Origin of the sequence: Caballeronia sp. GAWG2-1 (genome assembly GCF_023631405.1) — a bacterium.
Lineage (GTDB): Bacteria > Pseudomonadota > Gammaproteobacteria > Burkholderiales > Burkholderiaceae > Caballeronia.
The window spans coordinates 302,574-318,688 of record NZ_JALQDD010000007.1 but is presented as its reverse complement, the minus strand read 5'-3'; the positions used below and the strand labels follow the sequence as shown (position 1 = coordinate 318,688).

At 63.1% G+C, this 16,115-nt stretch carries 14 protein-coding genes; 6 read left to right on the top strand and 8 right to left on the bottom strand.

Annotated features, from left to right (window positions below; all coding sequences use genetic code 11):
- Nucleotides 1–59 precede the first annotated feature (59 nt).
- Nucleotides 60–1,673: a hypothetical protein gene (locus NCR98_RS06345; RefSeq protein WP_250525778.1), complete on the top strand. Its 1,614-nt coding sequence runs from the start codon at nt 60–62 to the stop codon at nt 1,671–1,673.
- Nucleotides 1,674–1,720: 47 nt separating this feature from the next.
- Here NCR98_RS06345 and NCR98_RS06340 read toward each other — a convergent pair whose 3' ends face one another.
- The 5 genes from NCR98_RS06340 to NCR98_RS06320 form a co-directional block, all read right to left on the bottom strand.
- Nucleotides 1,721–2,083: a hypothetical protein gene (locus NCR98_RS06340; protein WP_250525777.1), complete on the bottom strand. Its 363-nt coding sequence runs from the start codon at nt 2,081–2,083 to the stop codon at nt 1,721–1,723.
- A gap of 215 nt (nt 2,084–2,298) precedes the next feature.
- Entirely contained in the window at nt 2,299–3,534 is a 1,236-nt protein-coding gene (locus NCR98_RS06335) for a porin (protein WP_244827828.1), read from the bottom strand.
- Between the two features lie 568 nt (nt 3,535–4,102).
- On the bottom strand, nt 4,103–4,393 hold the full coding sequence (locus NCR98_RS06330) for a hypothetical protein (protein ID WP_244827827.1): 291 nt from the start codon (nt 4,391–4,393) through the stop codon (nt 4,103–4,105).
- A gap of 70 nt (nt 4,394–4,463) precedes the next feature.
- Nucleotides 4,464–5,615, bottom strand: a complete 1,152-nt coding sequence (locus NCR98_RS06325; RefSeq protein ID WP_250492436.1) for a Rieske 2Fe-2S domain-containing protein — start codon at nt 5,613–5,615, stop codon at nt 4,464–4,466.
- 150 nt (nt 5,616–5,765) lie between these two features.
- Nucleotides 5,766–6,686, bottom strand: coding sequence for a LysR family transcriptional regulator (locus NCR98_RS06320; RefSeq protein WP_250525776.1), 921 nt, complete (start codon nt 6,684–6,686; stop codon nt 5,766–5,768).
- A gap of 118 nt (nt 6,687–6,804) precedes the next feature.
- On the opposite strand from NCR98_RS06320, the gene NCR98_RS06315 reads away from it, so the two are divergent.
- The gene (locus NCR98_RS06315) at nt 6,805–7,740 is read left to right on the top strand and encodes a DMT family transporter (protein WP_250525775.1); all 936 of its coding nucleotides are present in this window, start codon (nt 6,805–6,807) and stop codon (nt 7,738–7,740) included.
- Between the two features lies 1 nt (nt 7,741).
- Here NCR98_RS06315 and NCR98_RS06310 read toward each other — a convergent pair whose 3' ends face one another.
- Entirely contained in the window at nt 7,742–8,377 is a 636-nt protein-coding gene (locus NCR98_RS06310; protein WP_250525774.1) for a DUF938 domain-containing protein, read from the bottom strand.
- Between the two features lie 343 nt (nt 8,378–8,720).
- Here NCR98_RS06310 and NCR98_RS06305 point away from each other — a divergent pair, with 343 nt between their 5' ends.
- The 3 genes from NCR98_RS06305 (at nt 8,721) to NCR98_RS06295 (ending at nt 11,869) form a co-directional block, all read left to right on the top strand.
- Complete coding sequence (locus NCR98_RS06305) at nt 8,721–9,227, top strand: ankyrin repeat domain-containing protein (protein ID WP_250525816.1); 507 nt, start codon at nt 8,721–8,723, stop codon at nt 9,225–9,227.
- 136 nt (nt 9,228–9,363) lie between these two features.
- Nucleotides 9,364–10,551, top strand: a complete 1,188-nt coding sequence (locus NCR98_RS06300; protein WP_250525773.1) for a PRC-barrel domain-containing protein — start codon at nt 9,364–9,366, stop codon at nt 10,549–10,551.
- Nucleotides 10,552–10,627: 76 nt separating this feature from the next.
- The gene (locus NCR98_RS06295) at nt 10,628–11,869 is read left to right on the top strand and encodes an MFS transporter (RefSeq protein ID WP_244827821.1); all 1,242 of its coding nucleotides are present in this window, start codon (nt 10,628–10,630) and stop codon (nt 11,867–11,869) included.
- 3 nt (nt 11,870–11,872) lie between these two features.
- On the opposite strand, the gene NCR98_RS06290 is transcribed toward NCR98_RS06295, so the two are convergent.
- Nucleotides 11,873–13,255: an FAD-containing oxidoreductase gene (locus NCR98_RS06290; protein ID WP_250525772.1), complete on the bottom strand. Its 1,383-nt coding sequence runs from the start codon at nt 13,253–13,255 to the stop codon at nt 11,873–11,875.
- 245 nt (nt 13,256–13,500) lie between these two features.
- Between NCR98_RS06290 and NCR98_RS06285 the strand changes: the two genes are divergently transcribed.
- On the top strand, nt 13,501–14,814 hold the full coding sequence (locus NCR98_RS06285; protein WP_244827819.1) for a cation:proton antiporter: 1,314 nt from the start codon (nt 13,501–13,503) through the stop codon (nt 14,812–14,814).
- A gap of 118 nt (nt 14,815–14,932) precedes the next feature.
- Here NCR98_RS06285 and NCR98_RS06280 read toward each other — a convergent pair whose 3' ends face one another.
- On the bottom strand, nt 14,933–16,051 hold the full coding sequence (locus tag NCR98_RS06280; RefSeq protein ID WP_250525771.1) for a saccharopine dehydrogenase family protein: 1,119 nt from the start codon (nt 16,049–16,051) through the stop codon (nt 14,933–14,935).
- Nucleotides 16,052–16,115 lie beyond the last annotated feature (64 nt).

Below are 16,115 nucleotides of genomic sequence, written 5' to 3'. Positions count from 1 at the left end.
AATTGGCGATCCCAGCGTCAGGGCTGTCGCCTGTTCGGTTTGATCGACGGGAGACCGTAATGAGCGTACCGTCTACACCGCAACTCCGCGCAGGCGAGCGCGAACATATCGAGCCGAGCGATACGGAAGCCGGGCACGGCGATCCCGGGCCGCGCGCCGCCGAGGATCTTGCCAAATGCGAAGCACTCATCTCGCGCGCTGCCGCAACCGGTACGATCCTCGACAACGCCGACGTCGACGCCGTGCGTAACGCGCGCTGCGCCTTCGGTCGCGGCGTGTGGAACCGCGCTACCGCCAGTGCGTTTTATGGTGCGATGAGCCGTATCGCGGCAGCGTCGCATTATCCGGGCAGCAGCATCGTCGCCGATCTCGATCACTGCCGCGACATGGTCTCGTATGGCGCACAAAACGGCAAACCGCTCGATGAACACGATGTCGAAGCCATGTCGAGGGCACGCGCCGCCCAGCAAAATCGCACGTGGAACGCGGAAACGGAGAGCGCCTTCTATGCCGCGATGAGCCGCATCGCGCATGCGGTGACGCCTGTCGTCGCCGCGACTGCCGGCAACGAAGCACGCGAAGGCGCGCGTCGTGCAATCCGCATCTATACGCGCTCGGCGATTGCGCTCACCGTGCTGGTGGTGTCGTTGTCGTGCCTGCTCTTCGTGGGCAATCAGATTTCGAGCGATATCGCCAACGTCGTGAAGAGCAACGACGCGGCCGCGCTCACACTGCACAACCAGTTGCAGGCGCATGCGGTGGCTATCGAAGAGGCTGTCAAAAAGAAGGACGATGCCGCTCTCATCGCGCTGCAGAACTCGCAGCCCGCACTGCAGATCAAGGAGGAACTGCAGAACTTCGCGACCAATAACCGGCAGCTTTTCGCGGACGTGTCCCGCATTAGTGCGTTAACCACCGGCCTTGGACTCGGCGTCATCCGCAGCCCTTATAAGCGGCCTTGCGACGATCAAGAGAGCGTGCTTAATTTTCAGAGCGCGTACCGCACTTCGCATTCGCGTCGATACACCGGCGGCAATGTAGACAGCGACTGGCAATGCAATCCGGACGTCGCCCGGAAGGTGCTCGAAATCACACTGCCGCTACTGGCCAAACCGCGCGCGCAGACCGGGGACGAGCATCCGCCGACCGATCTCGACGCTGTCGAGCAAGGGTTTCAGAAGATCGCCGTCTATCAGGACATCCGCGCGATGGCGCTGTATGCAAACGACATCATTCTTTCCATTGTGGGTGCTGTGACCGGCTTCTTGCTGCCCGTGCTGTATGCATGGCTCGGTGCGTGCGCCGCGATCTTGCGGCAGTTGAGCGCGGAGTCGTCTGCCAGCACGTTTCATCCCGAGCATTCGAAAGTGGCGAATCGCGCACATGTGACAAGCGCGATCATCGTCGGCATTTCCATTGGACTCTTCAGCAAGCTATTGGAGGGCGGCAAGGACGTATCGCCGCTCGCGTTGGCGTTCATTGCGGGGTACGCGTCGGACAAGTTCTTCTATTTCGTCGATCGCCTCGTCGGCGCGATGTTTCCCCCGCGCGACGCACCGCCGGCCTGGGGGCATGCTTCTGGAACGCTGTCTGGCGGTAAGACCAGAATTTCGGCTGGCAGCGCCGCGGCCCGGTCTGTCGAAGGTGGTGAATCGCCGCGAGGGCACGCGTGATTTTGCATGCTGCATGCCGCATTAAGAATGCAGCATGCAAACGCTCATCAGAACACCTGTGGTGGCGTTCCATCGGTCAAACCACGCGGCAGCGGTTCATCGAGCGCAAATTCCACGTTCGGATAATCCTGCAACCGCCCGCTCACTTCCGTCTCGCCTTCGCTCGTGAACAGTCCATCGAGATAATCGAACGACAGCTCTTCCACCAAAGCCTTGAGCGCCAGTTCCGGGCTGCGCTTGGGCTCCACTGAAATCTCGCCTACATCGAGACTCGCGCAATACTCGCCGTCTTTGGATTCGATCGCACCGATGTCGATAACCTTGCCGTCGACATTCTGTGCCAGTATGCGCTGTTCGACGGCGAAGAGGCGAAACAACTGTTCATCGAGTGATTCGTCTTTGGTGGTCATGTCCGTATCTCCGTTACAGGCCCTTGAGCGAGACTCAATGCCGACGTTTGCATGCTAAATACCATACGCAGCAAAGGCTGCGCCAGCAAGCCCGCAACCGGCAACCCGGCAACACGGCATGAACCCGGCATCGACCACGTAAACGAAAAACCGGACGCCGAAGCGCCCGGTTTTCTGCATGCAGCTTTGTACAACCCGCTCCGCAGCCCGAAAGCTTAGAAGCGGTGAATGATACCCACGCCTGCCGCGAACTGGCTGCGCGAGGTCGACGGAGCGCTTTGGAAGCCGTCGCCGATCGAAGCCGTGGCGTTGATCTGGCGATTCGTCGCGCCCGCAGCGGTGAACGTCGGCGTGCCGAGCGTGCGGCCGTTGGCGCGCTGGAATGCTTCCAGTGCATACAGACCCGTGCGCTTGGACAGCGAGTAGTACTGGCTCAGGTTGAACTGATGGTAGGACGCTGCATCGTCGATACCGTTCGCCTTGCTTGCCCACGTGTAGCTGTAGCCAGCGGCAAAGTCCCATGCCGCCGTTGCCTTCCAGTGCAGCACGGTGCCAGCCGTATTGAAGATCGCCGTGTCGGTGAACTTCGAGTTGATACCCGGGATGTACTGAACGTTCGTGTACGTCGCCGAAATATCCCACTGGCTGTTGAACGTGTAGCCGCCGCCAACCGCGAAGCGGTTCTGAGCTTGCGCGCCCTGATAACCGTTCGTGACTGCCGAGATGCCCGACTGGCCGCCCGTGTTGGTCGTCGAATCCGCGCCGTAGACGCCGCCGCCGATCGTCGAGTTGTTGATACGCGTGAACGCGACCGTCGCGCCGATCGGGCCTTGCGCGTACTGCAAGGCGCCCGACCACGTCGATCCGCGATAGGCGCTATCCGGCGTGCCAGCCAGAGAGTAAGAGCCGCTTGCCGTGAAGCCGAAGAGTTTCGGCGACGTGTAGACGATCGAGTTGTTCGCGCGGTAGATCGTATCCAGTTCGTCCAGATCGCCCGGGTGCGCGCCGAAGTATCCGGTCAGCCAGTTCGTCGGGCTATACGGCGCCATCAGCGTGTAATACGACGTGTATTGGCGACCGAGAGTCAACGTACCGTAGGTGGGGTTCGTGAGACCGACCCAAGCCTGGCGACCGAACATCGCGTTGGCGTATTGCTGTCCGCCATTGTTGATGTTGAAGCCCGATTCCAACTGGAAGATTGCCTTGTTGCCGCCGCCGAGATCTTCGGCGCCCTTCAGGCCGAAGCGGCTTCCCGCCCAGATGCCCGATGCCAGCTTGACGTTCGAACGTCCGCCGCTGTTGGAGCCAAGTGCGCCCTGGCTGCTCTGGTAGACGATCGAGTCATCGACGATACCGTAAAGCGTCACGCTGCTTTGAGCGAACGCCGGGACTGCTGCGGCAAAGGCGGTGGCGGCGACGATGGCAGCCTTGGTCAAGCGGAAACCCTTCATTTCTTCTCCTGTGTGCGAATGGCAAATCTTCTGATCTTTAGTGAGCCGGTAACGGATGCCGCTTAACGCTGAACCGCCTTATAAATTCGTAACATTTCATCGCTGGCAAGTGTATGGCTTACGGATGCAATGCGAAAGAATCAGGCAGATTCGTGTCTTTTTTTTGCACTGTGTGGTTAACCAGTATTTTCTGGCGCGCAAATATTGGGCATCCGGTCATGAAACTGACCGGTAGCTGACAACTGCGGGACGAAAGTCGAGATGTGACGAGAGCGGGCAAAGCTGTGACGAAGCCGGCGCGATCGCCTGAAAGCCTTATTGGATAAGACTCGATGTGAAAATTTGATACGCGGAGAAGGGAAGCGTGCCCGAGGACTCGGCCTGGGCCGAAGACACGACTGAAAGGATTTGCACAGTGCCAGTCACGCGGCGCGACTGAGTTTGACCACGGCTTACGGCCCGACGAAAGCCGTTACGGTGCCGAAGGAAATATGTAAATCACTAATCGATTGTTGGGAAAGCCGCATGGATGGTCACCATGCGGTTCATAAGACTGCGCGCGGATGGCTCAGTCGTCGATCTTCGAGCGCAGTTCGCGCGCTGTTTCCAGCAAACCTTCATAGCCCGAACGCGCATGCGCAGGCAAATCCGGGTCGCCGACGAGCGTGCCGAGCGTCTCGATGATGCTGTAGAGAATGCCCTTTGCCGCGCCGGCCGCCATCCTGCCTGCCGCGACGGATTCATCGACGTGTGAAAGCGCCGCATCGAAATGCTCGACGCCAGGATGCGCTTCGCCAACCGCCGGGTCGGTTGCGCGCGGATCGTTCAGATTGCGCGGATCAGTCGGGTCGCCGTTCATGTGATGGTCCTCCAGACGAATGGCCTTCTTCTTGTATAGCGCCGTGGCGATGCCGCCGCAATCGGTGGCATCACGACGTCGGCAAGTCCATCACCGGTTGCATGAAATGGATGCGCTTGGCATCGCCATAACCGGCGCGGTGCGCCACGCCATGCTCGGTCAGCAAAGCGCGCAATTCGAGAATGACCGGAAACACTTCGTGGTTGTGATCCGCGCCCTGCCTGTCATGCGCTTCCTGCTCGCGCTCGACGATCCACCGGTCTTCCTTGAAGATGCGCTCGGTGAACCACACGAGCAACGGCCACGCGGCATCGAGCACGCCGGGAAGTTTCGGGCGGCGGATCGACAGCAAGCCGAAGGTGCGGTTGGTGCGCTGTTCGGCATCGAGCGGGACATAGGCGATCCACAGGTCCATTACCATCGTCTCGTCCTTCGTGTGGATCTTGAGCGTCTGGTACGGATACTCGGTGCGAATCGTCATCACGTCCTTGTGCGAATCGTCGGCCTTGGTGCCGCGTTTCTGGCCGAACACGAGCGCCTCCCCGATAGGCTGCTTGCCCGCCTCGCGCGCGAAGGTGTAATCGACTTCGATCCAGTCGTCGCCGCGACGTCGTCCGACCGAGCGCGCGCGCATGCTGCCCATTTGCCGCCGATGCAGAAACTGATGGTTCATATCCATCAGGTTTTCATGCATGAAGCTGTAATGGCACTTCACGGGCTTGCCGAAACGGCGTGTCTTGTAGGCTTTGTCGCTCGCCGAGACGAGGTTGGGAAACTTGGCTTCGTCGGCCTTGGCCGGGTCGCCGGTGAAGACGAAGATGAGCCCCGCTTCCTCGCGGCACGGATAGGAACGCACGCCGTTGGGCAAGCGTTCGCGGCCGAGATACGGAATGTCGGTGCAACGGCCGGTGCAGTCGTAAGTCCAGCCGTGATAGCAACAGCGGATGGATTCGCCATCCACGACACCCGCCGACAACGGCACTTGCCGATGCGCGCAGCGGTCCTCCAGCGCGAACACTTTGTCCGACTCACTGCGCACGAGCACGATGGGATCGCCCGCGAACTTCACGGCGTGCGTCTTGCCGCGTTTGACCTCGCGCGACCATGCAAGCGGATACCAGTGATCCGGATGAATATCGACGCGGCGCAGATCGCGCGGCGCTCTTGTTGTTGTATCGACCGAACCGGCTTCCTGTTCGCCCTGCGGCAACGCTGCGTGCATGTACGACGCCTCCGGAAAAGGAGATCGGATTGAGCGCCACGCATGATGCGCGGCGCGATGAACGACCTTTGGCAGTCTACACGGCGCGGCCCGATTCGGTGCGCGTGCAGCCTGCGTTTCGTCAATGTGGGCCATGTCAGGCCGGTTCGGTCAGTCTGACTCGCCGAGATGGGCGTGCAGATAATCGATCAGCGCGCGCGCCTTCGGCGGCAGAAAGCGATTGGGCGGATAAAGCAGCCACACCGGTCCCCGATACGCGCGCGCCTGCACCTCCCAATCCACCAGCACGGCTTGCACGCGGCCGCTCGCAAGCGCTTCGCGCGCCGCGAACTCCGGCAGAGTCGCAATGCCCATGCCGTTCTCCGCCGCGTCGAGCCGCGCGCCCGCGTGATTGGCGATGTACCGGCCGTGCACCGCGACCGTCGCCGTCTCACCGCCGCGCGCAAACCGCCAGCGATGATCGTCCACGGTCTCGCCGAGCGGAATGCAATCGTGACGCGCAAGATCACGCGGATGCGCGGGCTCGCCGCGCGTCTGAAGATAACGAGGCGCCGCGCACAGCAGCCATCGCACGCGGCCGATGCGCCGTGCCGCGAGACCTTGCGGCGGATCGTCGGTGGCGCGAATGACGAGATCGACGTCGCTCGCGAGCGGATCGATGTCGTGATCGCTGAACACGAGCTGCAAATCCACTTCGGGATAAGCCGCGAGAAAGCCTGGCACGAGCGGATGAATCACCGACTTCGCATATGCCGTGGGCGCCGATAGCGAGACCTTGCCCTGTGGCTTTCCGGATAGTTGCCCGGCGGCATCCACCGCGCCGGACGCGGCCGTCGCCATGTCGCGGCAATGCCGATACACCTGATATCCCGATTCCGTCACGCGCACCTTGCGCGTCGAACGTTCAAGCAGGCGCGTGGCGAGCGCGTCTTCGAGCCGCTTGATTTGCCGGCTCACCGTCGATGGCGTGCTGCCCACTTGCCGCGCCGCGATCGAGAAGTTGCCGGCATCGACCACGCGTGCGAATACCGCCATGTCCGGCAGCAAGTCGAAAAGATCCGAAGGGTTCATTTGTGCATCCGCGACAATTAATCTGTGCGTCCAGACCCGATTATCGCGATGAACGCATCATTCGACAATGACGGCTCGCTGCTGGGCACTGCCAGTCAGCACTTACCGGAGACGTCGCATGACCCTCGCATCGCCTGTTCGCCGCCTGCTTCCTGTCTCCGATTTGCTGCTTTTCGTGGTGGCGATGGTTTGGGGAAGCAGCTATGGCGTCGTCAAAAACGCGCTCGGTTTTTATCCGGTGCTGGCGCTCATCGCGTTGCGGTTCGGCACTACCTTCGTGCTGTTGAGCGTGAACCTGCGCCACTTGCGCCGTGTCGACCTGAAAACGCTCATGGGTGTGCTGACTTGCGGCCTCTTGCTGCTCGCCATCTTCCTCGCGGAGACCTTTGGCGTGATGCTCACGCGCGCCGCGAACGCCGCGTTTCTCATCAGTCTGTGCGTGGTGATGACGCCGCTCGTCGAATGGGCGATGCTGCGTCGCAAACCCGGCGCGACCGAGTGGCTCGCGGTCGCGGTGTCGCTCGGCGGTGCGTGGTTGCTCGCCGGCGATGGCGCGTTCAGCTTCAATCCCGGCGATGCGCTGATTCTGGTCGCCGCCGTGCTGCGCGCGCTCTCGGTGTGCGTGACCAAGCGCGTGATGCGCGCCTCGCCGCTTCCGGCGCTCACCGTGACGGCCGTGCAGGCGGGCGTCGTCGCGAGCGGCAGCGCGCTGCTGGCGTTCTTCTTCGTGCCGTCGCAATGGCAGCCCTTGCCGTCGTTCGCGGGACACGGCGCGTTCTGGGGCTCGGTGATGTATCTCGTGATCGCGTGCACGCTCTTCGCGTTCTTCGCGCAAAACTATGCGATTGGCCGCAGCAGTCCGACGCGCGTATCGCTTTTAATGGGCAGCGAACCCGCGTTCGGCGCGCTCTTCGCAAGCGTCTGGCTGGGCGAGCATGTATCGGCGACGGGATGGATCGGCGGCGGCCTGATCGTCCTCGCCTCGTTGATGGCGACGGTGCCCTGGCGCGGATGGTTCGCGGCGCGGTCGGGCCTCGCAAACCGATCGACCTGATTTAACCGCGCCGAAACACCAGACTGAAGTTGTTCGCCGGCATCGGCACGACTTCCTCGAGCGCAAAGCCCACCGATCTACCCAACGCCTCCACCGCCTCCAGATTGCGCACGCCCCAGCGCGGATCGCGTGCGCGCAACTCCATGTCGAACGCTTCGTTGCTCGGAGCGGTATGCGCGCCATTGCGCCGATACGGCCCATACAGGTAAAGTACGCCCCCCGCCGGAAGATGCCGCGACGCGCCGCGAAACAGTGCCTCGGCGGCCTCCCACGGCGCGATGTGGATCATGTTGATGCACACGACCGCCGCGATTCCCGCGTCCTCGCCGATGCGCCAGTCGTCCTCACGCACATCGAGCGCGAGCGCCGCGTTCAGGTTCGCGAGGCCCGCATGCTCGCGCCACGCGTCGATGGATGCGCGCGCGGCGGCATCCGCATCGCTTGGCTGCCACACAATGCCAGGCAACGCCGCCGCGCAATGCACGGCATGCTGACCGGTGCCGCTCGCGATCTCCAGCACGACGCCAGCGGACGGCAGCACGCGCGTCAAGACCGATAGAATCGCATCGCGATTGCGTTCGGCGGCGGGAGCGCGGCGGCGCACGCGGGCATCGTCATCGGGGGAAGTGGTCGTCATCGAAGAGCGGTTGAGTTTGGATTCGTTGAGCGTCAGGGCTTCGGTGGCACACGCTGAAAGAGTTGGCGCGATTCCTGCTGCCCGCCCCGTCGCACGAGCGTTGCCAAGCCCGCCGCGCGCCGGAGTTATGAAGCGCGCACGCAACCCCGTGTATGCTCCCGGAAGATTTCCGCGCGGCGCTCAAGCTTACCCGATGAGCAGCCGGTTGCCCGCAGCGCGATTCAGATAACGCGAAACCATGGAGCTGACCATGCCGCACGACCCAACCAGCGATACGCCTTCGGGCAACGCCCCGCAGCACGCTTCGCCGGCAAATGGCCCCGCCGACGGCCCGGACGACGAAATGATCGCCTTCGCGACCGAAGTCTTCGAAGTCGCGCGCAAAGGCGACGCCGCCATGCTCGACGCGCTGCTTGCCAAGGGCCTGCCGCCGAACCTGCGCAACGACAAGGGCGACAGCCTCGTCATGCTCGCGAGCTATCACGGCCACGCCGATGCCGTGCGCGTGCTGCTGCAACACAAGGCCGATCCGAACCTGCGCAACGATAACGGCCAGTCGCCAATCGCGGGCGCGGCCTTCAAGGGCTACAAGCCAGTAATCGAGACGCTGCTCGAACATGGCGCCGATGTCGAAGGCGCATCGCCTGACGGACGCACGGCGTTGATGATCGCGGCCATGTTCAATCGCGTGGAGATCGTCGAATATCTGATCGCGCGTGGAGCCAATCCGGATGCGCGCGACAAGGGCGGTTTCTCCGCACGCGACGCCGCCGAAAAAATGGGCGCGCCGGACACTGCCGCGCGTCTTGCGAAGGCGGCGAGCACGCATACACGCCCGTCCGATGTGTGACGGCGCGCGTGACACGCTCTCTGGCAAGGCCGCGCTGAATGCACGGTAACGAAGCCGCCCTCTTGCATGGCACTGGAGCGAGGCGCGCAGTGCCCGCTCCGATCGACAGGTGACACGGAACCATGGAGCTTTTGTGATGACAGGCGGACTCTCGCATCGAAGCGATGCGTCGACGACCGGCCTCGCCGCGCTCGGCCTCGTAGCGGGGATGCTCGCTATGCGCCTCGCCTGGCGCGCTGTCGCATCGCTGATGCGGCACCCTGCGCGGCATGAGCGATTCCCGCTTGCAACGCTCGCGGTGATCTTCGCGGCCTTCGCCCTGTCCGCCTGCGGACTCTTGCCGGTGCAGACGCCCGCGCCCATCGTCGAGCATTCGTATATTCCGACGCCGGACGAAACCGAGAGCACCGAGCCCGAGGAACCCGCGCCTGTCGCCGCCGTGCCCGAGCCCGCATCGACGCCGAAGCCCGCGCCCGCGCCAAAGCCCAAACGCCGTATCGTCAAACCGAAGCCGCCGGAGCCGGTGATCGTGCAGCCGCAAGAGGCGCCCGAGCCGCCGCCTCCGCCCCCGCCGATCATCTCCACGCGTATCCTGCAGCACGATCAGCTGCACGGCCTGCTCGATGCCGAAGTGCAGCGCGCCGATGGCAAGGTCGTGGGCCGCGCGGTGGACCTGTATATCGATACCGCCGCCAAGCCGAAGCTCATGATGGTGAACCTCGCCGGCTTCCTCGGCGTAGGCGACCGAAAAGTCAACTTCCCGTGGACCGCGTTCCGCTTCGCGCCCAACTCGAAGACCGCGCCGATCACCTTCGTGCCGCCCGCGCCCGCCGTCAAGGGCAAGCCCGCCGACCCCGCGCCGAAGCCGCAACCGGTCGCGGAAGCGCCGCCGAGCTACCTGCAACTCGTCGATTCGACCGTGACCCAGAAGACCGGCGCGCGTATTGGACGGGTGGTCGACGTGCTCGTCGATTCGCAAGGCGAGCCAGAAGCGCTCGTGCTCGACCTGAGCAATTCGCTCGCGGAAGACAAGCGCCATGTGGCCGCGAACTGGGGCGATCTGCACGTCGTGACGCGCAACAAGCAAGCGAGCTTGCAGATGGACTTCACCGAACCGCAACTGAAGGCCTCGCCGACCTACTCGCCCGAGCAACCGATCAAGATCGTTTCGCCGGTCGTAGCCGCGCCCGCCGCGCCTGTTTCTTCGCCGGCGGCTGCGGCATCGGCGGGCGCGCCGGCCTCGAACTCGTCCACCGGCACGACCGCATCCGGGTCCGTGGCGGCGCAGTCGTCGGCATCGTCCGGCGCGCGCCCGAACAAATGACGCAGACGACGCACATGACGCAAAAGACGCAAAAGACGCACATGAAGATTCACGAGATCGATAACCGAATCACAACATGGTAATTGCACGAAGTCTGCGCGCGCTCGACTGGCTGAACTTCTTCGTCGCCAACGTGCAGACGGGCTTCGGCCCTTTCATCGCCTCTTATCTCGCTGCCAACAAATGGACGCAGGGTGAGATCGGCCTCATGCTGTCGGTCGGCACCATCAGCGCGATGGCGAGCCAGCTGCCCGCGGGCGCGCTCGTCGATGCCATGCGCAACAAGAAGTTCGCCGCGCTTTCGGCCATCGTCGCGATCATCGCGAGTGCGTTGTTGCTCGCAGCGAGTCCGACCTTCATTCCGGTGTTCGCCGCCGAAGTGCTGCACGGCTTCGCGAGCTGCATGCTGGTCCCGGCGATGGCCGCGATTTCGCTCGCACTCGTCTCGCGCGCCGATCTCGGCGACCGGCTCGGCCGCAACGCGCGCTGGGCGTCCATAGGCAGCGCGCTGACCGCCGCGTTGATGGGCGCGTTCGGAGAATATCTGTCCTTGCGCTCGGTGTTCTTTCTCACGGCGGCGCTCGCGTTGCCGGCAATCTTCGCCTTGCGCATGATTCATTACGATGCGCCGCCCGTCGTGCCGCGCATGCCTGCGGGCAAGCCGAACCTGACGCCGGAAGGCGAAGAGCGCGAGTCCTTGCGCGAGCTTCTGAAAGACCGGCGCCTGCTGATCTTCGCGGCTTGCGTGGTGCTGTTCCATCTCTCGAACGCGGCGATGCTGAATCTTGCCGCCGGCGAAGTCACCGCGCACATGGGCGACAACGTTCAACTGGTGATCGCGGCGTGCATCATCGTGCCGCAGTTCATCGTCGCGGCGCTCTCGCCGTGGGTCGGGCGCAAGGCGCAGCATTGGGGCCGCCGGCCGGTTCTGATCATCGGATTTTGCGCCTTGCCCCTGCGCGCGATTCTCTTCGCCGGCGTCAGCAGCCCTTATCTGCTCGTGCCGGTCCAGATGCTCGACGGCATCAGCGCGGCCGTCTTCGGCGTGATGCTGCCGCTCATCGCCGCCGATGTCGCCGGCGGGCGCGGGCATTACAACCTGACCATCGGCTTCTTCGGGCTGGCAGCGGGCGTCGGAGCAACCTTGTCGACTGCGGCCGCAGGCTTTGCCGCCGATCGCTTCGGCACGTCGATGAGCTTTTTCGGCCTCGCCGCTGCGGGCGCGCTCGCCGTCTTGCTCGTCTGGCTCGCGATGCCGGAGACGCGCGGAGCGGAGAAAGCCGAGGCCGGCACCGCCGAACCATCCGTCAAGGTTTGATAGTCACTTCAATGGCTTGAGCATGCCGAGAAGCGTCGGCACCAGTTCGCTCACCGTCGGATGAATGTGCATGGCGCGCTGCAGCGTCTTGTAGGAAGCGTCGGCATTCATGATGTCGATGAACGTATGAATGACCTCGTCGCCTTCGATGCCGTAGATCTGCGCGCCTAGAATCCGCTCGGTGCGGGCATCGACGAGCGCCTTCATGAAGCCATCCGTTTCACCGCGTTCCTTCGCGCGGCCTACGCGCGACATCGGCATCGTGGCGATGAGCGCCTCACGCCCGTCCTTCCTGACCTCCGCCTCGCTCATGCCGACACGCGCGAACGGCGGATCGACGAACACGGCGTAAGCCATGATGCGCGTATCGACGCTGCGCGTTTCGCCATCCAGCAAGTTGGCCGCGATAATCTCGTAATCGTTCCACGACGTATGCGTGAACGCGCCCCGTCCGTTCACGTCGCCCAGCGCCCATACGCCCTCGACGCGCGTACGCAATTGCCCATCCACTTCGATGATGCCGTGCTTGTCCGGCACGATGCCCGCGTGTTCCAGACCGAGATCGTCCGTGTTCGGCGTGCGGCCGGTGGCGAACAGCAGATGCGAGGCATCGATCGTTTCGCCCTCGGTGACGATTCGCACGCCGCCGTTTTGCGTTTCCACGCGACGCGGTTCCGTGCCGAAGCGAAACTCGATGCCTTCGCGCTGGAGCACGTCCTGCATCGCAAGCGCGACGTCCTCGTCTTCGCGCGCAAGGATGCGCTCGCCGCGTACCAGAAGCGTGACGCGGCTGCCGAAGCGTCGGAACATCTGCCCGAATTCGAGCGCGATATAACTGCCGCCCACGATGACGAGATGCTCGGGCACTTCGGTGAGTTCGAGAATCGATGAATTCGTGAGATACGGCACGCCGTCGAGCCCGTCGATCTTCGGCACCGACGCTCGCGTGCCCGTGTTGATGAAGATCATGTCCGCGTCGATGTCCTGCTGCGAGCCATCGGCGGCTTCGATTTGCAGCGCATGCGGACCGGTGAAGCGCCCGTGTCCCTCGAATACGGTGATGTCGTGCGTGCCGCGCAGCCACGCCTCGATGCCATTGCGCGAGCCGGCGATGACCTCGTCCTTGCGCGCCTTGACGCGCGCCATGTCCACTTTCACGTCGCCGCCGACGATCACGCCGTACTTTGCCGCCGTGCGCGCCACATGCGCGGCGCGCGCGCTCGCCACATAGGTCTTGGTCGGCGTGCAGCCGACATTCACGCACGTGCCGCCAAAAAGATGCCGCTCGATCACGGCGGTTCGTTTTCCGCCCTGTGCCAGCCGCACGGCAAGCGGCGAGCCGCCCTGACCGGTACCGATAACGACCGCATCGAAGTGCTGTGACATGCCTTGATCTCCTAAATGCGCACGCTGGACCGGTGTCGCCGAACCAAATGGATACAGCATGCAAAACGCAAATTAGCCAGCCAATATTACGCGGATCGTCGGGCCCAAGCAGGTTTGCTGCAAGCATGGGCATGTGACGTGCTTGCTGTTGTCTTCTCAGCCGCTTGCATTGATCCTGCATGCAGAATGCAAACGAGGATCCAGACGGCTTCCCGCCATCCTCGAAACAATCGAACAGGGCTTCCATGACCGAGACGATGTGGTTTCTCATCGTCGGCGGCGTGCTCATTTTCATGGGGCTCGCCAGTTCGACATTCCGGCATTTGCCGATCAGCACCGCGATGTGCTACCTCGCCATTGGCTTCGTGCTGGGGCCGGGCGCGGCGAACATGCTGCATTTCGATCTCGCGACCGACGCCACGGTTTTGCGACGCATCACCGAAGTCGCGATGCTCGCGTCGCTCTTTGCCATCGGCTTGCGTCTGCGCGTGCCGCCCACGGACCGCATCTGGATACTGCCGCTACGGCTCGGCGTGGTCGCGATGGTCTTGACCGTCGCCCTGCTCACCGTCTTTTGCGTGTATGTGCTCGGCTTCAGCTGGGGGCCTTCGCTGCTGCTCGCCGCGATGCTCGCGCCGACCGACCCTGTCCTCGCTCATGATGTCCAGGTCGAAAAGCCTGGCGACATCGACTTGTTGCGCTTTTCGCTGACGGGCGAAGGCGGACTGAACGATGGCATCGCGTTGCCCTTCGCGCTGCTCGGCATCGCGGTATGCCGTTTCGAAGCGTCGCCTGCGGCGGTGCTGCACTGGAGCTTCGCGTTGCAGGCTTTGTGGGGCATTGCCGGCGCGCTCGGCAGCGGCTGGTTCCTCGGGGAACTGGCTGTGCGGCTCGTGGCTTATCTGCGCACGCGCCACGGACAGGCGCTCGGTCCGGAAGGTTTTTATGCGCTAGGACTGATCGCCTTGTCGTATGGCGTGGCCGAATTGCTGCACACGTATGCATTTCTCGCCGTGTTCGCGGCGGGACTCGCCATGCGACGCGTAGAACAGAAAGCGAGCGGCGACAAGTCCGCGCGCGAAGCGGTCGGCACGATCGACGCCGACGATGTCGGCGCCACTGCATCCGATCCGGCCCGCGCGCACGCCTTCATGGCCGAGCGCGTGCATGGCTTCACGATCGAACTGGAACGTATCGCCGAAGTCGCGATCATGCTGATGGTCGGCGCCGTGCTCGCCACTATCTGGCGCGAGCTATTCACGTGGCAAGCGGCCTTGCTGATCGGCTGCCTATTCTTCGTGGCGCGGCCGCTGTCGGTGGAGGCATCGCTCATCGGATCGGGCGCACATGGCGCGCAACGGCGGCTGATGAGCTGGTTCGGCATACGCGGTGTCGGCTCGTTTTACTATCTTTTGTATGCAATCGAGCAGGCGCCGAAGGACGTGGCCAAGCCGCTCGTTCCGCTTGTCATCGCGGTGATCGTGGCGTCGGTGATCATTCATGGCGTCACGGCGACGCCCTTGATGAAGCGGTATCAGCGTGTAATCGATCAGGCTTGAGGTGTGGCAGCGTGCATGCAAAATGCCGAAGTGGCGCTGTCTTCATGTCCGCTCTCAGGTGCGCTCTCATGTCCGTTATTGCCCCGCAGACCGACGAGGCGTATCTGAAGTGGCTGTTTCAGAGCGTCGCCATCCGCGGCGCGCTCGAAACCATATTCGCGCCTTGATAGAGCTTTCCAAAACGGTTATTCAAAAACGCCGCGAGCGGCACCTGCTCCTGACGCACGAACCCGCTTTGCGGCAGCACGCCTTCGCGGAACAGATCGAGCTCGGCACAGATGGCGCCCGCCGTCGTGATCTGTATTGCGCTCATCGGCATGCCGCCGACTTCCTTGGCAAAGACCTTGCGCGTGAAGACGTTCTGCACGAGTTGTCCCGATGGGCCGCCGCGCATGCCCGTTACCGTGACGAAGATCAGCACCACGTCCTGCGAAGTCGATGGCACTGCGCGCTTGAGCATTGCCTTGAGACCGTCGCGATCGGTCGACATGCGCAGATCGTCGAGGAGGAACTTCATCAGATCGCGATGGCCGGGGTATCGAACCGACTTGTAGTCGAGCGATTCCACCTTGCCCGCCAGCGTCTCGCATAACGTGCCGAGCCCGCCCGAAGTATTGAAGGCCTCGTACTCGATGCCATCCAGCGAAAAATGTTCGACGCCTTCGAGCGGCTGGACCCATTGCGTGCGGCCATCGCGGATCGCTTCGCATGGCTGACAGTACTCGTTGATGAGTCCGTCGATGCTCCATGTCAGGTTGTACTTGAGCGCATTGGTCGGAAACTCGGGCAGCGCACCGACGCGCATTTTCACTTCGCGCACGTTATCGAGCCGCTCGGCCAGATCATGGGCGACGATGCCGATGAAACCCGGCGCAAGCCCGCACTGCGGCATGAAGGCCACGTCCGAACCCTCCGCGATGGCGCGAATTGCATGCGTTGCGCGCACGTCCTCGGTCAGATCGAAATAATGGACGCCCGCCGCCTTGGCCGCCGATGCAACGCTGATGGCAAGGTAATACGGCAAGGCGTTGACGAGTGCGTCGAAGCCGTGGAGCGCCTGACGCAGCGCTGGCGTATCGGCGGAATCGACGCGGCGAGTCGCAATTCCCTCCGCTTCGAGCGCGGTGAGCGCCTGTTCGTCGCGATCGAATGCAACGACTTCGAAGTCTCCTGTGTCACGAAGCAAGTGGGCGATGCTCTTGCCGATCAATCCGGCGCCGACTAACGCTACTTTCATCGTTGTTCTCCTAGTGTATTTTGCATTTTGTGTCGCCTGGGAAGGCATGCTGAATACAGTTTAG